Source organism: Flavobacterium sp. SOK18b, from assembly GCF_014156605.1.
Taxonomy (GTDB): Bacteria; Bacteroidota; Bacteroidia; order Flavobacteriales; family Flavobacteriaceae; genus Flavobacterium; species Flavobacterium tiangeerense.
Window position 1 is genome coordinate 1 of record NZ_QKNZ01000002.1, and the last position, 15,011, is coordinate 15,011.

Sequence of the window (15,011 nt, forward strand, 5' to 3'; positions counted from 1 at the left end):
ATTCACAGTATTTTATTTCATAAAGTGAAGTTTTATTATTCTTAAATTATCTCCGCATTTAACCCTGCTTCTAATAATTGAGTACATTGTGGTTTTAATTTATCGTATGGGCCCGTTTTTACGGTACATTTCCCATTATAATGTACAATTAAGGAACACTGTTCTGCTTGTTCGGGAGTATGATTACAAACTCGGATTAAAGTTTCAATTACATGCTCAAAAGTATTTACATCATCGTTGTAAACTACTATTTCATTGTCTAAACTAATTAATTCTTTTAAACTTACTCTTTCTCTTACTTTTTCTTTAATACTCATTTTGTAGGTTTTTATACTTTCGTAATTAATAAAAAAATAATACTACTCATTTACATATTTTAAAGAGACCCAATTGTTTCTTTGAAATTTTTTAACATATTTCAAACCGGTTTCTTGACAAGAAGCATCAATAAAAGGGATGTCTTCTTCATAAAAGCCGCTTAGGAGCAAGGTTCCGTTTGTGTTTAAACTCTTTACATACGCACTCATGTCATTAAGTAAAATGTTACGGTTGATATTTGCAATTATTAAATCGTAATTTTTACCTTCAAGTAATGAAGCTTCACCTTCATAAACGGTAATATGAGTACAATTATTGCGTTCTGCATTTTCTATTGAGTTAAGATAACACCAGTTGTCTATATCAATAGCATCAATCGGTTGAGCTCCTTTCATTTCGGCAAGAATGGCAAGAATGGCAGTACCACAACCCATGTCAAGTGTTTTCATTCCGGTAACATCTATTTCTAATAAATGCTGAATCATCATGTGTGTGGTTTCATGGTGACCCGTTCCAAAACTCATTTTCGGTTCTATAATGATATCATATTCTGCATCGGTTTTTGGATGAAAAGGCGCTCGAACGTGGCATTTTCCATCGACATCAATAGGATCAAAGTTTTTTTCCCATTCTTCATTCCAGTTTACTTGCTCAATTTCTTCAAAAGTGTAATCAATTGTAAACTCCTCAGATTGCAATATTTGAATGTCATCCAAAATCATTTCGTCCCACAAATCCTTCTGAACAAAAGCAGAAATTCCATTTTCAGTTTCGGTAAAGCTCTCAAATGCTTTTTCTCCTAATTCAGCTATTAATATTTCAGATCCGATTTCTTTTGGACTTATTGTAAAATGATATCCAATATATATGTTTGACATGATAGTTTTTTTGCAAAGGTAAGAATCACGCACTAATTGGCATTTGTAATTTAAAATTTATTTTACATTTGTGCATCAAACAGTGTTTTATAATGAAAAAACTTATTTTACTGCTATTCCTTATGATTGGAGTAGTTGTTTTTGCTCAGGTTTCAATACAACAAAACAAAGCAGATAATGATTTAAAATTATCAGCTTTGCCTTATTATAGTTTTGGAAAAGGTATTGGAATTACATCTCCTGATAGTTTATTTCAAATGAATATTCGTTTTAGAATACAAAACAGAGTATCCTACATAAATAATGAAGATGAACCAGCAGGATACGACGGTCAAATACGCAGGTTGAGATTACGTTTTGATGGGTATGTGGGTTCGCCAAAGTTTTTATATGCTATTCAACTTTCATTTGCTCCGGGTGATGTAGGCGAAATCAAAGATGGTGAAAATCTAAATATAATTAGGGACGCAGTTGTTTTTTATAGACCGAACAAAAATTGGAATTTAAGTTTTGGTCAAACAAAACTTCCCGGCAATAGGCAACGTGTAAATTCCTCGGGAGGATTGCAACTTACAGACAGATCAATTAATAATTCTAAGTTTACAATTGATAGGGATTTTGGTTTTCAGGTGCACAATATCAATGAATTTCAAAATGATTTTTCTTATAATTTCAAAGGAGCGTTATCAACTGGAGAAGGACGTAATATAACCGGAAATGCTGATGCAGGTATTGCAGTAACCACAAAAGTAGAGCTATTGCCGTTTGGAGCTTTTTCAAGAGATGGGACTTATTTTGAGGGAGATATTGTTCGCGAAAAGAAACCTAAATTTATGTTGTCTGGTGCTTTTCAACAAAATAATAATGCAAAACGTACACAAGGTCAACTTGGAAATGATTTATTCCAAGAAAGAACTATGAAATCAGTTTTGATTGATGCCATGTTCAAGTACAATGGGTGGGCTGCAATGTCGAGTTATATGTCACGTTCAACATCAAAAAATGCAATTACTATCAATCCATTAGATATTTCTCAGGTGAGTTATGCTTTTGTTGGTGAAGGATTTGATTATCAATTGAGTTATAATTTCCCATCAAATTATGAATTCATAAGTCGTTTCTCCAGTCAAAAAGTGGGTGATGATATTAAAAGTTTAGCTCCTAATGCAAAACAATACAGTATCGGTGTGACTAAGTATATTTGGGAACATGCTTTTAAAGTTCAAAGTGAACTCACTTTTGATACACTTCATTATTTTAATGGAGACAAAAGAAACAATTGGTTTTTGCGCTTTCAAATAGAAATTGGGATATAAAAAAAAGCGGTGCATCTAGAATGTACCGCTTTTAGTTTAAGATTATATGGATTTATATTGAATTTACAATTGCAACAAAATCATCAGCTTTTAATGCTGCTCCTCCTATTAATCCTCCATCAACATCTGGCTTTGAGAATATTTCAACAGCATTGTCTGGTTTTACGCTACCACCGTAAAGTATAGATACATTGTCAGCAATATCATTTCCGAAAGATTTTCTTACGGTTTCTCTTATGAATTGATGCATTTCTTGTGCTTGATCTGGAGATGCTGTTTCTCCAGTTCCAATTGCCCAAACGGGTTCATAAGCCAAAACAATTTTGTCCCAATTTTTTGCTTCAATGTGAAACAATCCATCACGCAATTGATTTTCTACTATGTTGAAATGGTTTCCAGTTTGTCTGTCTTTTAATTCTTCTCCAAAGCAGAATAAAACAGTCATTTCATGTCTTAAAGCAGTATCCACTTTTGCAGCAATCACAGCGTCAGTTTCGTGAAACATAGCTCTTCTTTCTGAATGACCCAAGATGACATTTGTAACACCTACACTTTTCAACATATCTGCCGAAATTTCTCCAGTAAATGCACCGCCCTCTGCTGCATGAAGATTTTGAGCTGCAACTTCAATATTGGTAAACTCTAAGTGATCCACTGCTGATGCTAGGTTAACAAATGTAGGTGCAACCATAACATGTGCATTTGTTTCAGTTGGTAACTTTGCAATTAACTCGTTCAATAAATCCTCAGTTTGTTCTGCATTTTTATGCATTTTCCAATTTCCAGCTACAATTTTTTTTCTCATGGTACGGTTATCTTATAAATTTATAATGCTAAAAGCATTTTGATTGTTATTTTTTTAAACTTTTTAAAGTTTCATTTATTTTTTCAAAATCTGTCTCTATAGCTCGGTACAAAACAATTTTTCCATTTTTGTCCACTATAATGTATCTCGGAATCCAGTCAACATCAACTTCTTTAGCAAATACACCTTTCATTTGGTCATTAGCCATATAATGATCGCCTTTTAGTTGGTGTTTTTCAATTCCTTCTTTCCATTTATCGGCAGTCTTATCCATTGATATAAATACATAATCAATATCTGGATTACTTGCTTGAAGCTCTTTTAATTTCGGCATTGCTTTTACACAGTCACCACACCATGAAGCCCATACTTCTATAACAAGTGTTTTTCCTTTGTGTTTTTTTAGAATGTTTTTGAATGCTACTTGACTGCCATTAGTTGCTAACAATGTTTCGGTCAATGCTTTCTTTGTGAATTCAGTTTTTTGAGCATTTGTAGTGCAAGAAAAGGTTGCAAATACTACTAATAAAGCTATTATTTTTTTCATTTTTATATTTGTTTTAAACAAAGTTAATCAAAGAATTTGAAAGCTGTAGTCCTAAAAATAGAATTTGATGTCATTTTTCGAAATTAATACTACAATATCGATATAGTTTAAGATCGTGCAATTATTTTGATGTATCGCTATCTCAGAATGAGAGCTCGAAGCAAAAAAAAACTCGATGGAAAAACCAACGAGCTTTAATTTTTTAGTGTACCTAATGTTAGATTACTACAACTTGGACTGCAATTAATCCTTTTTTTCCATTTTCTAATTCAAATTCTACTGTGTCACCTTCGCGAATTTGATCTACTATACCAGAAATATGTACAAAATGATCTGTTCCTGAACCTTCTTCTGTAATGAATCCAAACCCTTTAGCTTCATTGAAGAATTTAACTACTCCTTTACTCATGTTTTTGTTTTTTTATTAATAAAGAATAAAATTACAATTAAAATTGATAGTAACTCTATTTAAAGTTGTAAAGATTATAAATGCTTGATAATAATGTAGTATTTTTTCAAAAAGCTACAAAAACAAAAAAGTCTTAAAGGGTATTTACTTTAAGACTTTTTTCTTGAAACATAGGATGAAATTATAATTTTAATTGATCAATATCATTATGATGAACTTTTTGAATGACAGTTCCTTTATCTAGGATTATGATACTTGGATTTGCTCTTTCAATGGTTTTAACCGTAATGGCATCACAAAAATAAAAGTCAAATGTAAAATTGAATTTTTTCTTAGCAGACTCTAATTTTTCTGGAGCAGAGGCAGTTAAACCTATTACTTTATATCCTTTGGCTACAGCCTCTTGTTTTAGCTTTTCTGCTTTTTGCATCCCAGTTGCGTCGACTAAATCTAAGTCATACGCTGTAATCATTATGAGTTTTGGTTCTTGAAGAAATTCATCCTTATAATCAGTGTCGTCTTTTTCCATTGTAAAATCATGAATAGGAGGTACGTACCCTTCAGAAATTACTTTGTCTTTTCGGTCCACAAAAACAGCACCTGCAGGAATTGACATCAAATCTTTTTCGGTAAATTCTTTTTCTACAGCACCCACTTTGTAAATGAAAATCATTTCAACAACTGATTTTTGAGCACCATCAGGAATTCGCATTCCTTTTTGAATGTTGTTTCCCACTTTGTATGGTCTAAAATCAATGACAGGTAAATGGTTAAGTACCCAATATCCCAAGAAGCAACAAGCTAAGATGCTCAATACAAAAATAGCGTTTTGAAGAATTCCAGGAAATAATGGTTTCACTAGTTTTTTGTTGAAAAACAAGACAAGTATAAAGAACAATAAGACAATGTCTTTGGTGAAGGATTGCCAAGGTGTTAGCTTTAAAGCATCGCCAAAACAACCACAATCTTTGACCACATTAAAATAAGCGGAGTAAAAGGTTAAAAAGGTAAACAAAACAATGAGTATAAGTAAGCTCCAAATTGTAAATTTAGATTTGTAACCAATGAGCAACATGATCCCTAAAACCACCTCTAGAATCACAAGGAATAAGGCAAGTGATAATGAAAGCGGTATAAAAATAGGCATATTTAAAACGGGTTCGCTAAAATATTCCGCTAGTTTGTATGAAAAGCCTATCGGATCGTTGAGTTTTATCAATCCTGAAATAATGAACAGGATTCCAACAAAAATTCTTGAAAATTGAGTTATAATATTTTTCATATTGAGTACTTAGTAGTTCTTATTTATTTCCAAAACCCATTAAAATTAAGGCAAAAACAGCATAATTTATCATGTCTTGATAATTAGCGTCAATGCCTTCAGAGACTAATGTTTTTCCTTTATTGTCTTCAATTTGCTTCACGCGAAGTAATTTTTGTAAAATCAAATCAGTAAGAGAACTTACGCGCATTTCACGCCATGCCTCTCCGTAATCATGATTTTTATCCTCCATGAGTTTTTTAGTCAATTCAATTTTAGCATCGTATAATTGAGTAGCGTGTGTCACTTCTAAATCGGGTTGATCTGCTACTCCAAGTTCAAGCTGAATCAAAGCCATGATGGAGTAGTTTATAATTCCTATGAATTCTCCAGTTTCGTCCTCATCAATTTTACGAACTTCATTTTCTTGTAAACTTCTAATTCTTTGGGTTTTGATGTAAATTTGATCTGTCAACGAAGGAAGTCTAAGTATGCGCCAAGCACAACCGTAATCTTTCATTTTGTTAACAAATAGTGTACGACATATGGTTATAACCCCGTCATATTCTTTTGAAGTATTCTTCATTATTGATGTATATTTGTATTCAAATTTTTTCAAAAGTAAAGAATTAAGATTGAAGTACAAAGTACAAAAACGCTTAACCATACTTTGATTATCATACTTGAATGTAAATGATGTTGGCATTTGCACTTTTACCTACAAACAAACACTGAAACACACATAATGACTATTAATTGTAAAGGATTACTTATTGACTTGTCAACGCCCAAAGTAATGGGAGTTTTAAATGTAACACCTAATTCTTTTTTTGATGGAGGAAAATATAAACATGAATCTGATATTCTTTCTCAAGTCGAGAAGATGCGGATTGAAGGTGCAACTTTTATAGATATTGGGGCGTATTCTAGTAAGCCAAATGCTGAATTTGTTTCGGAAAAGGAAGAGATTTCTAGAATTGTGCCTGTTGTAGATTTGGTTCTAAAACATTTTCCAGATACAATCCTTTCCATAGATACTTTTAGAAGCGAAGTTGCTCGAGCCACAATTGAGAGTGGAGCAGCTCTAATAAATGATATTGCCGCAGGGAATTTAGACACTAAAATGCTTGAAACCATCGCTAAGTATAACGTTCCTTACATAATGATGCACATGCGGGGAAATCCTCAAACTATGCAGTCGCTCACTGATTATGATGATATTGCAAAAGAAATGATATTTTATTTTTCTGAAAAAGTAGCACAAGCTAGAGCTTTAGGAATTAATGATATAATTGTAGACCCTGGCTTTGGCTTTGCCAAAACTACGGTTCAAAACTTTGAAGTTTTTAGTAAATTAGAATTATTTTCTAGTTTACATGTACCTGTTTTAGTAGGGGTTTCAAGAAAGTCTATGATTTATAAATCATTAAATTGTACAGCTCAGGACGCGCTCAATGGCACAACCGTTATGAATACTTTAGCATTGACCATGGGTGCCAAAATTCTTCGTGTTCATGATGTAAAAGAAGCGATGGAATGCGTGACTTTGTACAACAAGCTTAATTCTTAAAAGATGAAATATTTTATAGTATTAGCATTATTTGTGCTGTTTTCATGCGGAAAACAAGAGGAGGTTTTGTTACCAAAGTCTAATTTGACTATTGTTAAGGAGGTAACTGATTTATCACCCATTTATATTTTTTTTAGAACAAAGGGCAAGGATACACTTGCCGTAGTGAACAGGAAAAACAGTATTATTTCGACCAATTGGATTTTAAATGTTGACAAACGCTTACCGTTACGACTCGTAATTCCAGAAATAATAAAATTGCAACAAAAAAAGCAAGAAGATAAAGCACACAAGAATGAAAAGGCCGAAAATTATTATTCCTACGCAGATACAATTGGTGAAAATCTAGCTTTTATTCCTTTTACAAATGTGTATTATAAAGCGGAAAAACCAAATGCTAGAGTTGCTGTAACTTTTAAAGCAAACAATCAAATTTTAGTTGATGGTATCTTGGTTAAGCAAGAAGAGCTGAAATCTTATTTAGAAAAAATATCAAATAATAAACCCAGCCACTACTTTTTTTGTTTTGATAAAAACATGACATTTGGTAATTATTTGCAAAATAAAATTCAACTTGAAAGTTCAAAATTAAACTCTAAAACCAATCAAGAATTTATTTATTAAGCTAGTTATTGATGATGATACGGTTCGTTTCTTAAAATCGTGAAGCCGCGATACAATTGCTCTATAAAAAACAACCGAACCATTTGATGGGAGAAAGTCATTAAAGACAATGATACTTTTCCTTGTGCCTTAGCATAAACAGTATCTGAAAAACCATAAGGACCGCCAATAACAAAAACTAAAGTTTTTACTCCAGAATTCATTTTCTTTTGAAGTTCTTCGGAAAAACGTACACTCGAAAAGGTTTTCCCATTTTCATCTAGCAAAATAAGTTGATCAGTAGGATTTATTTTTGCTAAAATCAATTCTCCTTCTTTCTCCTTCTGCTGACTTTCAGATAAATTCTTTACATTTTTGATGTCAGGAATAATTTCTAAATCAAATTTGATGTAAAAGGACACTCGTTTGGTGTAATCATTGATTAAAGATTGCAATTCTTTATTGTCTGTTTTGCCAATGGCTATTAGTTTAATATTCATCTGATTTTTTTATAATTCACAAAGAAAAATTAAGTTTTTTTTCTTGGCGATTGTAATACCTATATGATAGTAATGCTTTCTATTGCTAACTCAAAAGTCTCATTTTTTTTATTGCCAATTAAGAAAGTAATTTCTTCTAAGTTTTCTCCATTGTATTGCGGTAAGTTCAGTTTTTGACCTCTAAACGCTGGTTTCAATTCACTGATGGGAATATTTATAGTTTGCCAATCTGTTGTGGTTTCAAATGCAAAAACATAAGAATGAGCTTCGCTTATTTTATTTTTCACCCTAAATTGATATACATTTCCATCACCTTTTAATCTCACAGAAAATGACTTTGGATCTTGCAATGATAACGAATCAAAAGTGTATTTTACAGCACAAAAACCGCCGTTATTCTCCAAAGAAACAGTTCCAGTAAAGAGGCCTTTCCCATCGGTATTACAGATAATGAAACTACTAGATACACCACCCATCACGGAGTCATTTACAATTCTCCATTGTGACAAGTCACAACTATGATCAAAATGAAATAGCAGTAATGGTTCCATCTACAAGTGTATAAATAATTAAAGTCCTAACAACTATTGTTTAGGTAATGGAGCTCCTACAGCAATATCACATCTATGGTTTTCTTGACCATGAGGAGGATTCATCCCTTCGGGAGTAACAGTGTTTTCTGCAGGTTTTGTAACAGTTGTAACTGTGTTTACAGGTGCAGTTACAGTTTGTGGTCTAGGTGTTGGAGTGCTAGGAGCAGGAGTGCTTTTTAAAGGTGCACCTACAGGAATATCACATCGATGACCTGGTTGTCCGTGCGCAGGATTCATACCTTTTTGTACAGGAGCAGTATTTGGCACCGAGTTTGTTAATACTTTTTGTTGAGGCTGATTTGCAATTGCGGCTTCATTTTTCATTTGATTTCCCACTTCAGTAAATGGGACTACATTCTTTTTTAGAATAGGAGTCGTTTCGGCTTCTTTTTTACAAGAAACAATTAACAAGCTAGATAGGAGTGCTAAAGCGTATATTTTTTTCATGATAGGTTCAAAAAATTCATTTCAAAGATACAAAATTCACAAAGTTTAACAAGGAGGCTTTCTTAAATTTCAAATCTTGTTGATGAATAGTTTCAAGTTTATTGATGGTTGCATTTTTTTATTTGATTCGTATTGAAAAAGGGGTTTAGTCAAAATATCAATTGGTTACACTTTTAAGCAACAGTTTTTAAAATAAGGCGCTTGAGATGTTTTATTTTAGAGAAATAATATCTTACTTTAGCAGTTAAATTTTTTACTATGATTAGCGAAGAAAAATTTCAAGAAGAGTTACAATTACTTATCGAAAATGCCATTAGAGAAGATGTTGGGCCTGGTGATTACAGCTCTTTAGCTTGTATTCCTGAGACGGCTAGCGGTAAAGCTAAATTATTAGTAAAAGAAAATGGTATCATTGCAGGAGTAGCATTTGCTAAAATGGTTTTTCAATATGTTGATCCTCGCTTGATTGTTGAAACCTTTATTGAAGATGGTGCTGCTGTAGTTAAAGGAGATGTTGTGTTTTATGTATCGGGTAGTTCTCAATCCATTTTAAAATCAGAACGCGTTGTTTTGAATGCCATGCAACGCATGTCAGCTATAGCAACAAAAACTAAGAAGTTTGTTGCTTTGCTTGAAGGTACAAATACAAAAATTTTAGATACTAGAAAGACCACACCAGGCTTTAGAGCTTGTGAAAAATGGGCCGTAAAAATTGGAGGAGGAGAAAATCATCGCTTTGCGTTGTATGATATGATAATGCTTAAGGATAATCACAATGATTTTGCTGGTGGAATTTCTTTGGCTATAGCCAAAACTAAAGCATTTCTAGAGGCTAATGATCTAGATTTAAAAATTATAGTAGAAGCTCGAAATTTAGAAGAAATTAAAGAAATTTTGGAAAACGATGGAGTTTACAGAATATTGATTGATAACTTTAATTTTGAGGATACTAAAAAAGCAGTAGCTTTAATTGGATCTAAGTGTTTAACAGAATCATCAGGCAATATTAATGAAGAAACGATTCGTAATTATGCAGAGTGTGGCGTAAATTATATTTCATCAGGGGCTTTAACACATTCAGTTTATAACATGGATTTGAGTTTAAAAGCAATATGAGTAAAAAAACGGAAGACAGATTACTTGAAATTCCTCTTATAAGGAATGTAGTTATTGGTTTAAAAAAAATAAAACTACCATGGCTACAAGGCTTGTCTCTTTATTATTTAATTGAACTGTACGTTATAGGGATTATTGAAAGTGCGGTAACCTATCATGCTAGTGCTGTTGCATTTAGTTTTTTTATGGCTTTGTTTCCTTTTGCGTTGTTTATATTAAATCTTATTCCGTTCATACCTATTGATGGTTTTCAAGAAGATTTTTTGCTATTTGTAAAAGATGGAGTGCCGCCAAATACGTATGATGCCATTTATAAAATAATAAGTGATATTTTGAATAACAGTGACTCAGGTTTATTGTCATCTGGATTTATTTTGTCTATTTTTTTAATGGCAAATGGATTAAATGGAATTTTAGGAGGTTTTGAAACTTCTAGGCATGTACTGGTAAAAAGAGGTTTTATTAGACAATATATTGTTGCTTTGGGAATGTCAATGTTGTTGTCTTTTTTGTTAATTGTAACGGTTGCAACTATCGTTGTATTTGAAGTGCTTTTGCAGAAGACAGTTTTTAGTGATCAAATTCAATTGATAGTTCTAGGAAGGTATGCCTTCGTTATTTTGATGATTTTAATGACTACTTCCATTTTGTTTAAATTTGGAACAAAACATGATAAAAATAGGGCTTTCATATCAATTGGTTCAGTTTTTACCACAATTTTGATCATTTTAGACTCGTATCTATTTGGTATTTGGGTTGTAAAGTTTTCAAAATACAATGAATTGTACGGTTCAATAGGAACCTTATTAATATTGATGTTTTACATCTGGATCAATTGCATGATTTTACTTTTAGGATTTGAGTTGAATGCAACCATCAATAAGTTGAAATTAAAGAGTGAGTAAGTGTTTAATTATAAAAGCTGTTTTGGACAGCGTCGCCTAATAAAAGGCGCAAAAATCAAGAAAATGAAAAATACGATTACAATTATTGCATTATTTTTTTCCGTGTGTTTTTATGGTCAAAATCAATCAGTTTTAGGAAAATGGAAAACTATTGATGATGAAACCGGCAAAGCCAAATCTATTGTAGAAATTTACGAACGATCAGGGATGATTTATGGTAAAATCATTGATATTATTGATGTAGAAAAGAAGAAAAGTGTTTGTACAGCATGTACAGGAGAAGAGAAAAATAAACCTATTATGGGTTTAGTTATCATCAAAGGTCTTAAAAAAGATGGTAAAGAATACAATTCAGGAAAAATCTTGGATCCAGTTACAGGTAAGCAGTATAAATGTTTTATTGCTCTTGAAGGGAATGACAAACTAAATGTTCGCGGTTACATTGGCGTATCTTTGTTTGGAAGAACACAAACCTGGAATAGAGTTAGATAATAAAAACAATAAGAGTTATGAGTTTACTATATTACATAACTCAAACTCATAACTCTTAATTGTAAAATTGATGTATTTTGTTGAAGTAATCTTACCGCTTTCCTTAGCTAAAACCTTTACATACGCTGTAACTGAAGTTGAATTCCATTTTCTAAAAAAGGGAATGCGAGTTGCCGTTCCGTTTGGGAAAAGTAAAGTTTACACGGCACTTGTTGTAGAAATTCATCAAAATCAACCTTCGCTATACGACGCTAAAGACATAAACCAAATTCTTGATGAAGCTCCTATAGTAACTGAAATTCAAATTCAGCATTGGCAATGGATCTCATCCTACTATATGTGTGCTATTGGGGATGTATACAGAGGAGCATTGCCAAGCGCTTTGCTTCTAGAGAGTGAAACAGTTATCTCGCAAAAAAGTAATTCTTTTGTTGATCCTAATCAATTATCAGATGATGAGTTCCTTGTTTACGAAGCACTTCAGCAACAAAGTTCTTTGAAAATTCAGGATATAATTTCCATCTTGAATAAAAAAAATATCTTTCCTGTTATTCAAAAATTAGTTGATAAAAATATTCTAGTTCTTCATGAAGAAGTTCAAGAAAATTATAAGCCTAAGTTGGTTCGCTATGTTCGATTGCATCCTAAATTTGATTCGAATCAGGGATTGAATGAATTGTTAGAAACTTTAAAAAATGCTGCAAAGCAAAGAGATGTTGTGATGTCTTATTTTCAAATAAGTGCAACTGAAAAGAAACCTATTACTGTAAAAAAATTAATTGAAGTAAGCCATTCGTCTTCTGTAATTGTAAAGGCATTAATTGAGAAAGAGATTTTTGAAGATTATTATTTACAACAAGACAGAGTGCTTTTTGAAGGTAAATTGAATGAGGATTTGCTTGAATTAAATACGTATCAGCAGCTTGCATTAAGTGAAATTAAAGATGATTTTTCTACTAAGGAGGTTTGTTTGTTGCATGGAGTAACTTCTAGCGGAAAAACTGAAATTTACATAAAGCTCATAGAAGAATACCTTAAATCAGGAAATCAAATTTTGTATCTACTTCCAGAGATAGCCTTGACTACGCAGTTAGTGGGCAGGTTGAGAGCTTATTTTGGTGATAAAGTAGCTGTTTTTCATTCAAAGTATAATAATAATGAACGTATTGAGGTTTGGAATCAAGTTTTACAAAAATCTGATAAAGCACAGGTAATAATAGGAGCCAGGTCGGCTTTGTTTTTACCTTTTCAAAATTTAGGATTGCTAATTGTTGATGAAGAACATGAACAAACTTTCAAACAAGTTGATCCTGCGCCACGTTATCACGCACGTGATGCAGCTATAGTTTTGGCTCAAGCCTATAAAGCTAAGGTTTTATTAGGATCTGCTACTCCCAGTATAGAGACGTATTACAATGCTAAATCAGGTAAGTTTGGACTGGTAAAACTTAGCCAGCGTCATGGAAATGTGATGATGCCACAAATAGAATTAGTTGATTTAAAAGATAAGTATTTTAGAAAGAAAATGCAAGGTCATTTTAGTGATGATCTTATTCAATCTATTACGGATGCACTAGTTTTAGGCGAGCAAGTTATTTTGTTTCAAAATAGGAGAGGTTATTCTCCTGTAATGGAGTGTATTACTTGTGGGCATGTGCCTCATTGCCAGCAGTGTGATGTAAGTTTGACATTTCATAAAAATAAGAATCAATTGCGCTGTCATTACTGTGGCTATAGTATGGCTAAGCCTACAAATTGTCATGCTTGTTCAAGTTTGGATTTGATTACAAAAGGATTTGGAACGGAGCAAATAGAACAAGAATTAGCTGTTTTGTTTCCAAATTCAAAAATAGGTAGGATGGATCAAGATACTACAAGAGGAAAATTTGGTTTTGAAAAAATTATTGATAGTTTTAAAAATAGAGAAATCGATATTTTAGTTGGTACTCAAATGCTTGCCAAAGGGTTGGATTTTGATAATGTTACTTTAGTAGGAATTTTGAACGCTGATAATATGTTATTTCATCCAGATTTTAGAGCATTTGAAAGAAGCTTCCAGATGATGACTCAAGTTGCAGGACGTGCGGGACGATCTGTAAAACAAGGTAAAGTAATTATTCAAACCTATAATCCCAATCACAATACAATACAACAAGTAACTCATAATGATTACAACGGAATGTATCAGGAACAACTGTATGACCGTCAAATTTATAAATACCCTCCTTATTTTAGGTTGATCAAACTAACACTTAAACAGCGTAATTATGACAAAGTTAACGAAGGTTCAGCTTGGTTATATCAGGTATTAAGTCAAAATTTGAATATGCCAGTATTAGGGCCGGAGGAACCAGCAATAAGTAGAATTAGGAATGAATACATACGTACAATACTCATTAAAATTCCGAATACTACATCTCTTGTAAACACAAAAAAAACTATCCATAAAATAATGAATAGTTTTGAGGCTGTTGCTCAATTTAGAGCGATTAAAGTAATTCTAAATGTTGACTACTATTGATAGTATGATGATCTAGGTAAACGATAAAGCTTTAACTAAATCCTCTTTTTTATGACGACTTAAAGGGATTTTAGTTGATCCAATTTCAGCGAACTTACTGTTAAATCGTTCTACTTTGTCTATATTAATAATATATGATTTGTGTACGCGAACAAATTTATCTTTGGGTAAATCGTTTTCAAATGCTTTCATTGTAGAAAGGACTAAATTGCTATCGTCTTCAGTAACAACTTTTACATAATCACCAAAAGCCTCTATCCATTTAATCTTGGATGTAAAAATTTTAAGCTTTTTAAGGTTGCTTTTTATAAAAATATGTTCTCCTTCTTCCTCTTTGTTTTCTTTCTTTAATTGGTAATTGTCAATTGCCCTTTTTACTGCTGCATTAAAACGGTCTATTGCAATTGGTTTTTGAAGATAATCCGTAGCATCATAATCAAAAGCTTTCATAGCATACTCTGCTTTTGATGTAATAAAAACGATTTGTGGCTTCGTTTTTAAACCATCTAAAAAATCAAAACCACTTATTACGGGCATTTCAATGTCTAAGAAGATAAGGTCAACATCATGAATAGACATATAATTTTTAGCCTCAATAGCATTAGAGAAATCTCCAAGAAGATTAAGATTTTGATGGTTATTTACTAACTTTGCGATAATCATTCTTTGTATAGAACTATCATCGACTACTACACAGTTTAATTTCATAATAAAGTTTTATTTATTAGAT

General features: G+C 32.2%; 18 protein-coding genes. 7 read left to right on the forward strand and 11 right to left on the reverse strand.

The features are described from left to right. Nucleotides 1–41: 41 nt before the first annotated feature. Nucleotides 42–317: an ATP-dependent Clp protease adaptor ClpS gene (locus DNC80_RS00380; RefSeq protein WP_182648279.1), complete on the reverse strand. Its 276-nt coding sequence runs from the start codon at nt 315–317 to the stop codon at nt 42–44. Nucleotides 318–359: 42 nt separating this feature from the next. Beyond that, on the reverse strand, nt 360–1,196 hold the full coding sequence (gene prmA, locus DNC80_RS00385; RefSeq protein ID WP_182648281.1) for a 50S ribosomal protein L11 methyltransferase: 837 nt from the start codon (nt 1,194–1,196) through the stop codon (nt 360–362). Nucleotides 1,197–1,288: 92 nt separating this feature from the next. Between prmA and DNC80_RS00390 the strand changes: the two genes are divergently transcribed. Then, complete coding sequence (locus DNC80_RS00390; protein WP_182648284.1) at nt 1,289–2,512, forward strand: porin; 1,224 nt, start codon at nt 1,289–1,291, stop codon at nt 2,510–2,512. A gap of 52 nt (nt 2,513–2,564) precedes the next feature. Here DNC80_RS00390 and tpiA read toward each other — a convergent pair whose 3' ends face one another. The 5 genes from tpiA to DNC80_RS00415 all read right to left on the reverse strand — a co-directional run bounded on the left by tpiA (nt 2,565) and on the right by DNC80_RS00415 (nt 6,120). After that, nucleotides 2,565–3,317 (reverse strand): triose-phosphate isomerase, encoded by a 753-nt coding sequence (gene tpiA, locus DNC80_RS00395; RefSeq protein ID WP_182648286.1) that lies wholly within the window; start codon nt 3,315–3,317, stop codon nt 2,565–2,567. A 46-nt stretch (nt 3,318–3,363) separates the two neighbouring features. Beyond that, complete coding sequence (locus DNC80_RS00400) at nt 3,364–3,864, reverse strand: TlpA disulfide reductase family protein (RefSeq protein ID WP_182648288.1); 501 nt, start codon at nt 3,862–3,864, stop codon at nt 3,364–3,366. A gap of 217 nt (nt 3,865–4,081) precedes the next feature. After that, nucleotides 4,082–4,273 carry a cold-shock protein gene (locus tag DNC80_RS00405; protein WP_144891873.1) on the reverse strand — a complete coding sequence of 64 codons (192 nt, stop codon included), beginning with the start codon at nt 4,271–4,273 and terminating at the stop codon, nt 4,082–4,084. Nucleotides 4,274–4,454: 181 nt separating this feature from the next. Beyond that, nucleotides 4,455–5,555: a BT_3928 family protein gene (locus DNC80_RS00410; RefSeq protein ID WP_182648290.1), complete on the reverse strand. Its 1,101-nt coding sequence runs from the start codon at nt 5,553–5,555 to the stop codon at nt 4,455–4,457. A gap of 19 nt (nt 5,556–5,574) precedes the next feature. Next, nucleotides 5,575–6,120, reverse strand: coding sequence for a DUF1599 domain-containing protein (locus tag DNC80_RS00415; RefSeq protein ID WP_182648292.1), 546 nt, complete (start codon nt 6,118–6,120; stop codon nt 5,575–5,577). A 159-nt stretch (nt 6,121–6,279) separates the two neighbouring features. Here DNC80_RS00415 and folP point away from each other — a divergent pair, with 159 nt between their 5' ends. Both folP and DNC80_RS00425 read left to right on the forward strand, forming a co-directional pair. Beyond that, on the forward strand, nt 6,280–7,104 hold the full coding sequence (gene folP / locus DNC80_RS00420) for a dihydropteroate synthase (protein ID WP_182648294.1): 825 nt from the start codon (nt 6,280–6,282) through the stop codon (nt 7,102–7,104). Nucleotides 7,105–7,107: 3 nt separating this feature from the next. After that, on the forward strand, nt 7,108–7,728 hold the full coding sequence (locus tag DNC80_RS00425; protein ID WP_182648296.1) for a hypothetical protein: 621 nt from the start codon (nt 7,108–7,110) through the stop codon (nt 7,726–7,728). A gap of 5 nt (nt 7,729–7,733) precedes the next feature. Here the strand turns inward: DNC80_RS00425 and rlmH are convergent, their stop codons facing one another. Genes rlmH through DNC80_RS00440 form a run of 3 tightly spaced genes read right to left on the reverse strand, consistent with a single transcriptional unit; the run spans nt 7,734 to nt 9,247 of the window. Then, on the reverse strand, nt 7,734–8,207 hold the full coding sequence (rlmH, locus tag DNC80_RS00430) for a 23S rRNA (pseudouridine(1915)-N(3))-methyltransferase RlmH (protein WP_182648298.1): 474 nt from the start codon (nt 8,205–8,207) through the stop codon (nt 7,734–7,736). 59 nt (nt 8,208–8,266) lie between these two features. Then, nucleotides 8,267–8,758: a CIA30 family protein gene (locus DNC80_RS00435; RefSeq protein WP_182648299.1), complete on the reverse strand. Its 492-nt coding sequence runs from the start codon at nt 8,756–8,758 to the stop codon at nt 8,267–8,269. Between the two features lie 33 nt (nt 8,759–8,791). Continuing rightward, complete coding sequence (locus DNC80_RS00440) at nt 8,792–9,247, reverse strand: hypothetical protein (RefSeq protein ID WP_182648301.1); 456 nt, start codon at nt 9,245–9,247, stop codon at nt 8,792–8,794. 258 nt (nt 9,248–9,505) lie between these two features. Here DNC80_RS00440 and nadC point away from each other — a divergent pair, with 258 nt between their 5' ends. The 4 genes from nadC to priA all read left to right on the forward strand — a co-directional run bounded on the left by nadC (nt 9,506) and on the right by priA (nt 14,281). After that, the gene (nadC, locus tag DNC80_RS00445; protein WP_182648303.1) at nt 9,506–10,363 is read left to right on the forward strand and encodes a carboxylating nicotinate-nucleotide diphosphorylase; all 858 of its coding nucleotides are present in this window, start codon (nt 9,506–9,508) and stop codon (nt 10,361–10,363) included. Next, nucleotides 10,360–11,268: a YihY/virulence factor BrkB family protein gene (locus DNC80_RS00450; protein WP_144891857.1), complete on the forward strand. Its 909-nt coding sequence runs from the start codon at nt 10,360–10,362 to the stop codon at nt 11,266–11,268. The genes nadC and DNC80_RS00450 overlap by 4 nt, the downstream gene beginning before the upstream one ends. Nucleotides 11,269–11,331: 63 nt before the next feature. Further along, on the forward strand, nt 11,332–11,760 hold the full coding sequence (locus DNC80_RS00455; RefSeq protein ID WP_182648306.1) for a DUF2147 domain-containing protein: 429 nt from the start codon (nt 11,332–11,334) through the stop codon (nt 11,758–11,760). Nucleotides 11,761–11,830: 70 nt separating this feature from the next. After that, the gene (gene priA, locus DNC80_RS00460) at nt 11,831–14,281 is read left to right on the forward strand and encodes a primosomal protein N' (protein WP_182648308.1); all 2,451 of its coding nucleotides are present in this window, start codon (nt 11,831–11,833) and stop codon (nt 14,279–14,281) included. 12 nt (nt 14,282–14,293) lie between these two features. On the opposite strand, the gene DNC80_RS00465 is transcribed toward priA, so the two are convergent. After that, the gene (locus DNC80_RS00465; protein WP_086454225.1) at nt 14,294–14,989 is read right to left on the reverse strand and encodes a LytTR family DNA-binding domain-containing protein; all 696 of its coding nucleotides are present in this window, start codon (nt 14,987–14,989) and stop codon (nt 14,294–14,296) included. Nucleotides 14,990–15,011: the final 22 nt, after the last annotated feature.

What these genes read in the sequence shown, in the direction of transcription:
- tpiA (WP_182648286.1), bottom strand. Translation starts at nt 3,317, where the DNA reads ATGAGAAAAAAAATTGTAGCTGGAAATTGGAAAATGCATAAAAATGCA.
- DNC80_RS00410 (WP_182648290.1), bottom strand. Translation starts at nt 5,555, where the DNA reads ATGAAAAATATTATAACTCAATTTTCAAGAATTTTTGTTGGAATCCTG.
- priA (WP_182648308.1), top strand. Translation starts at nt 11,831, where the DNA reads ATGTATTTTGTTGAAGTAATCTTACCGCTTTCCTTAGCTAAAACCTTT.
- DNC80_RS00435 (WP_182648299.1), bottom strand. Translation starts at nt 8,758, where the DNA reads ATGGAACCATTACTGCTATTTCATTTTGATCATAGTTGTGACTTGTCA.
- DNC80_RS00425 (WP_182648296.1), top strand. Translation starts at nt 7,108, where the DNA reads ATGAAATATTTTATAGTATTAGCATTATTTGTGCTGTTTTCATGCGGA.
- DNC80_RS00465 (WP_086454225.1), bottom strand. Translation starts at nt 14,989, where the DNA reads ATGAAATTAAACTGTGTAGTAGTCGATGATAGTTCTATACAAAGAATG.
- DNC80_RS00455 (WP_182648306.1), top strand. Translation starts at nt 11,332, where the DNA reads ATGAAAAATACGATTACAATTATTGCATTATTTTTTTCCGTGTGTTTT.
- DNC80_RS00450 (WP_144891857.1), top strand. Translation starts at nt 10,360, where the DNA reads ATGAGTAAAAAAACGGAAGACAGATTACTTGAAATTCCTCTTATAAGG.
- prmA (WP_182648281.1), bottom strand. Translation starts at nt 1,196, where the DNA reads ATGTCAAACATATATATTGGATATCATTTTACAATAAGTCCAAAAGAA.
- DNC80_RS00415 (WP_182648292.1), bottom strand. Translation starts at nt 6,120, where the DNA reads ATGAAGAATACTTCAAAAGAATATGACGGGGTTATAACCATATGTCGT.
- DNC80_RS00390 (WP_182648284.1), top strand. Translation starts at nt 1,289, where the DNA reads ATGAAAAAACTTATTTTACTGCTATTCCTTATGATTGGAGTAGTTGTT.
- nadC (WP_182648303.1), top strand. Translation starts at nt 9,506, where the DNA reads ATGATTAGCGAAGAAAAATTTCAAGAAGAGTTACAATTACTTATCGAA.
- DNC80_RS00405 (WP_144891873.1), bottom strand. Translation starts at nt 4,273, where the DNA reads ATGAGTAAAGGAGTAGTTAAATTCTTCAATGAAGCTAAAGGGTTTGGA.
- DNC80_RS00400 (WP_182648288.1), bottom strand. Translation starts at nt 3,864, where the DNA reads ATGAAAAAAATAATAGCTTTATTAGTAGTATTTGCAACCTTTTCTTGC.
- rlmH (WP_182648298.1), bottom strand. Translation starts at nt 8,207, where the DNA reads ATGAATATTAAACTAATAGCCATTGGCAAAACAGACAATAAAGAATTG.
- folP (WP_182648294.1), top strand. Translation starts at nt 6,280, where the DNA reads ATGACTATTAATTGTAAAGGATTACTTATTGACTTGTCAACGCCCAAA.
- DNC80_RS00440 (WP_182648301.1), bottom strand. Translation starts at nt 9,247, where the DNA reads ATGAAAAAAATATACGCTTTAGCACTCCTATCTAGCTTGTTAATTGTT.
- DNC80_RS00380 (WP_182648279.1), bottom strand. Translation starts at nt 317, where the DNA reads ATGAGTATTAAAGAAAAAGTAAGAGAAAGAGTAAGTTTAAAAGAATTA.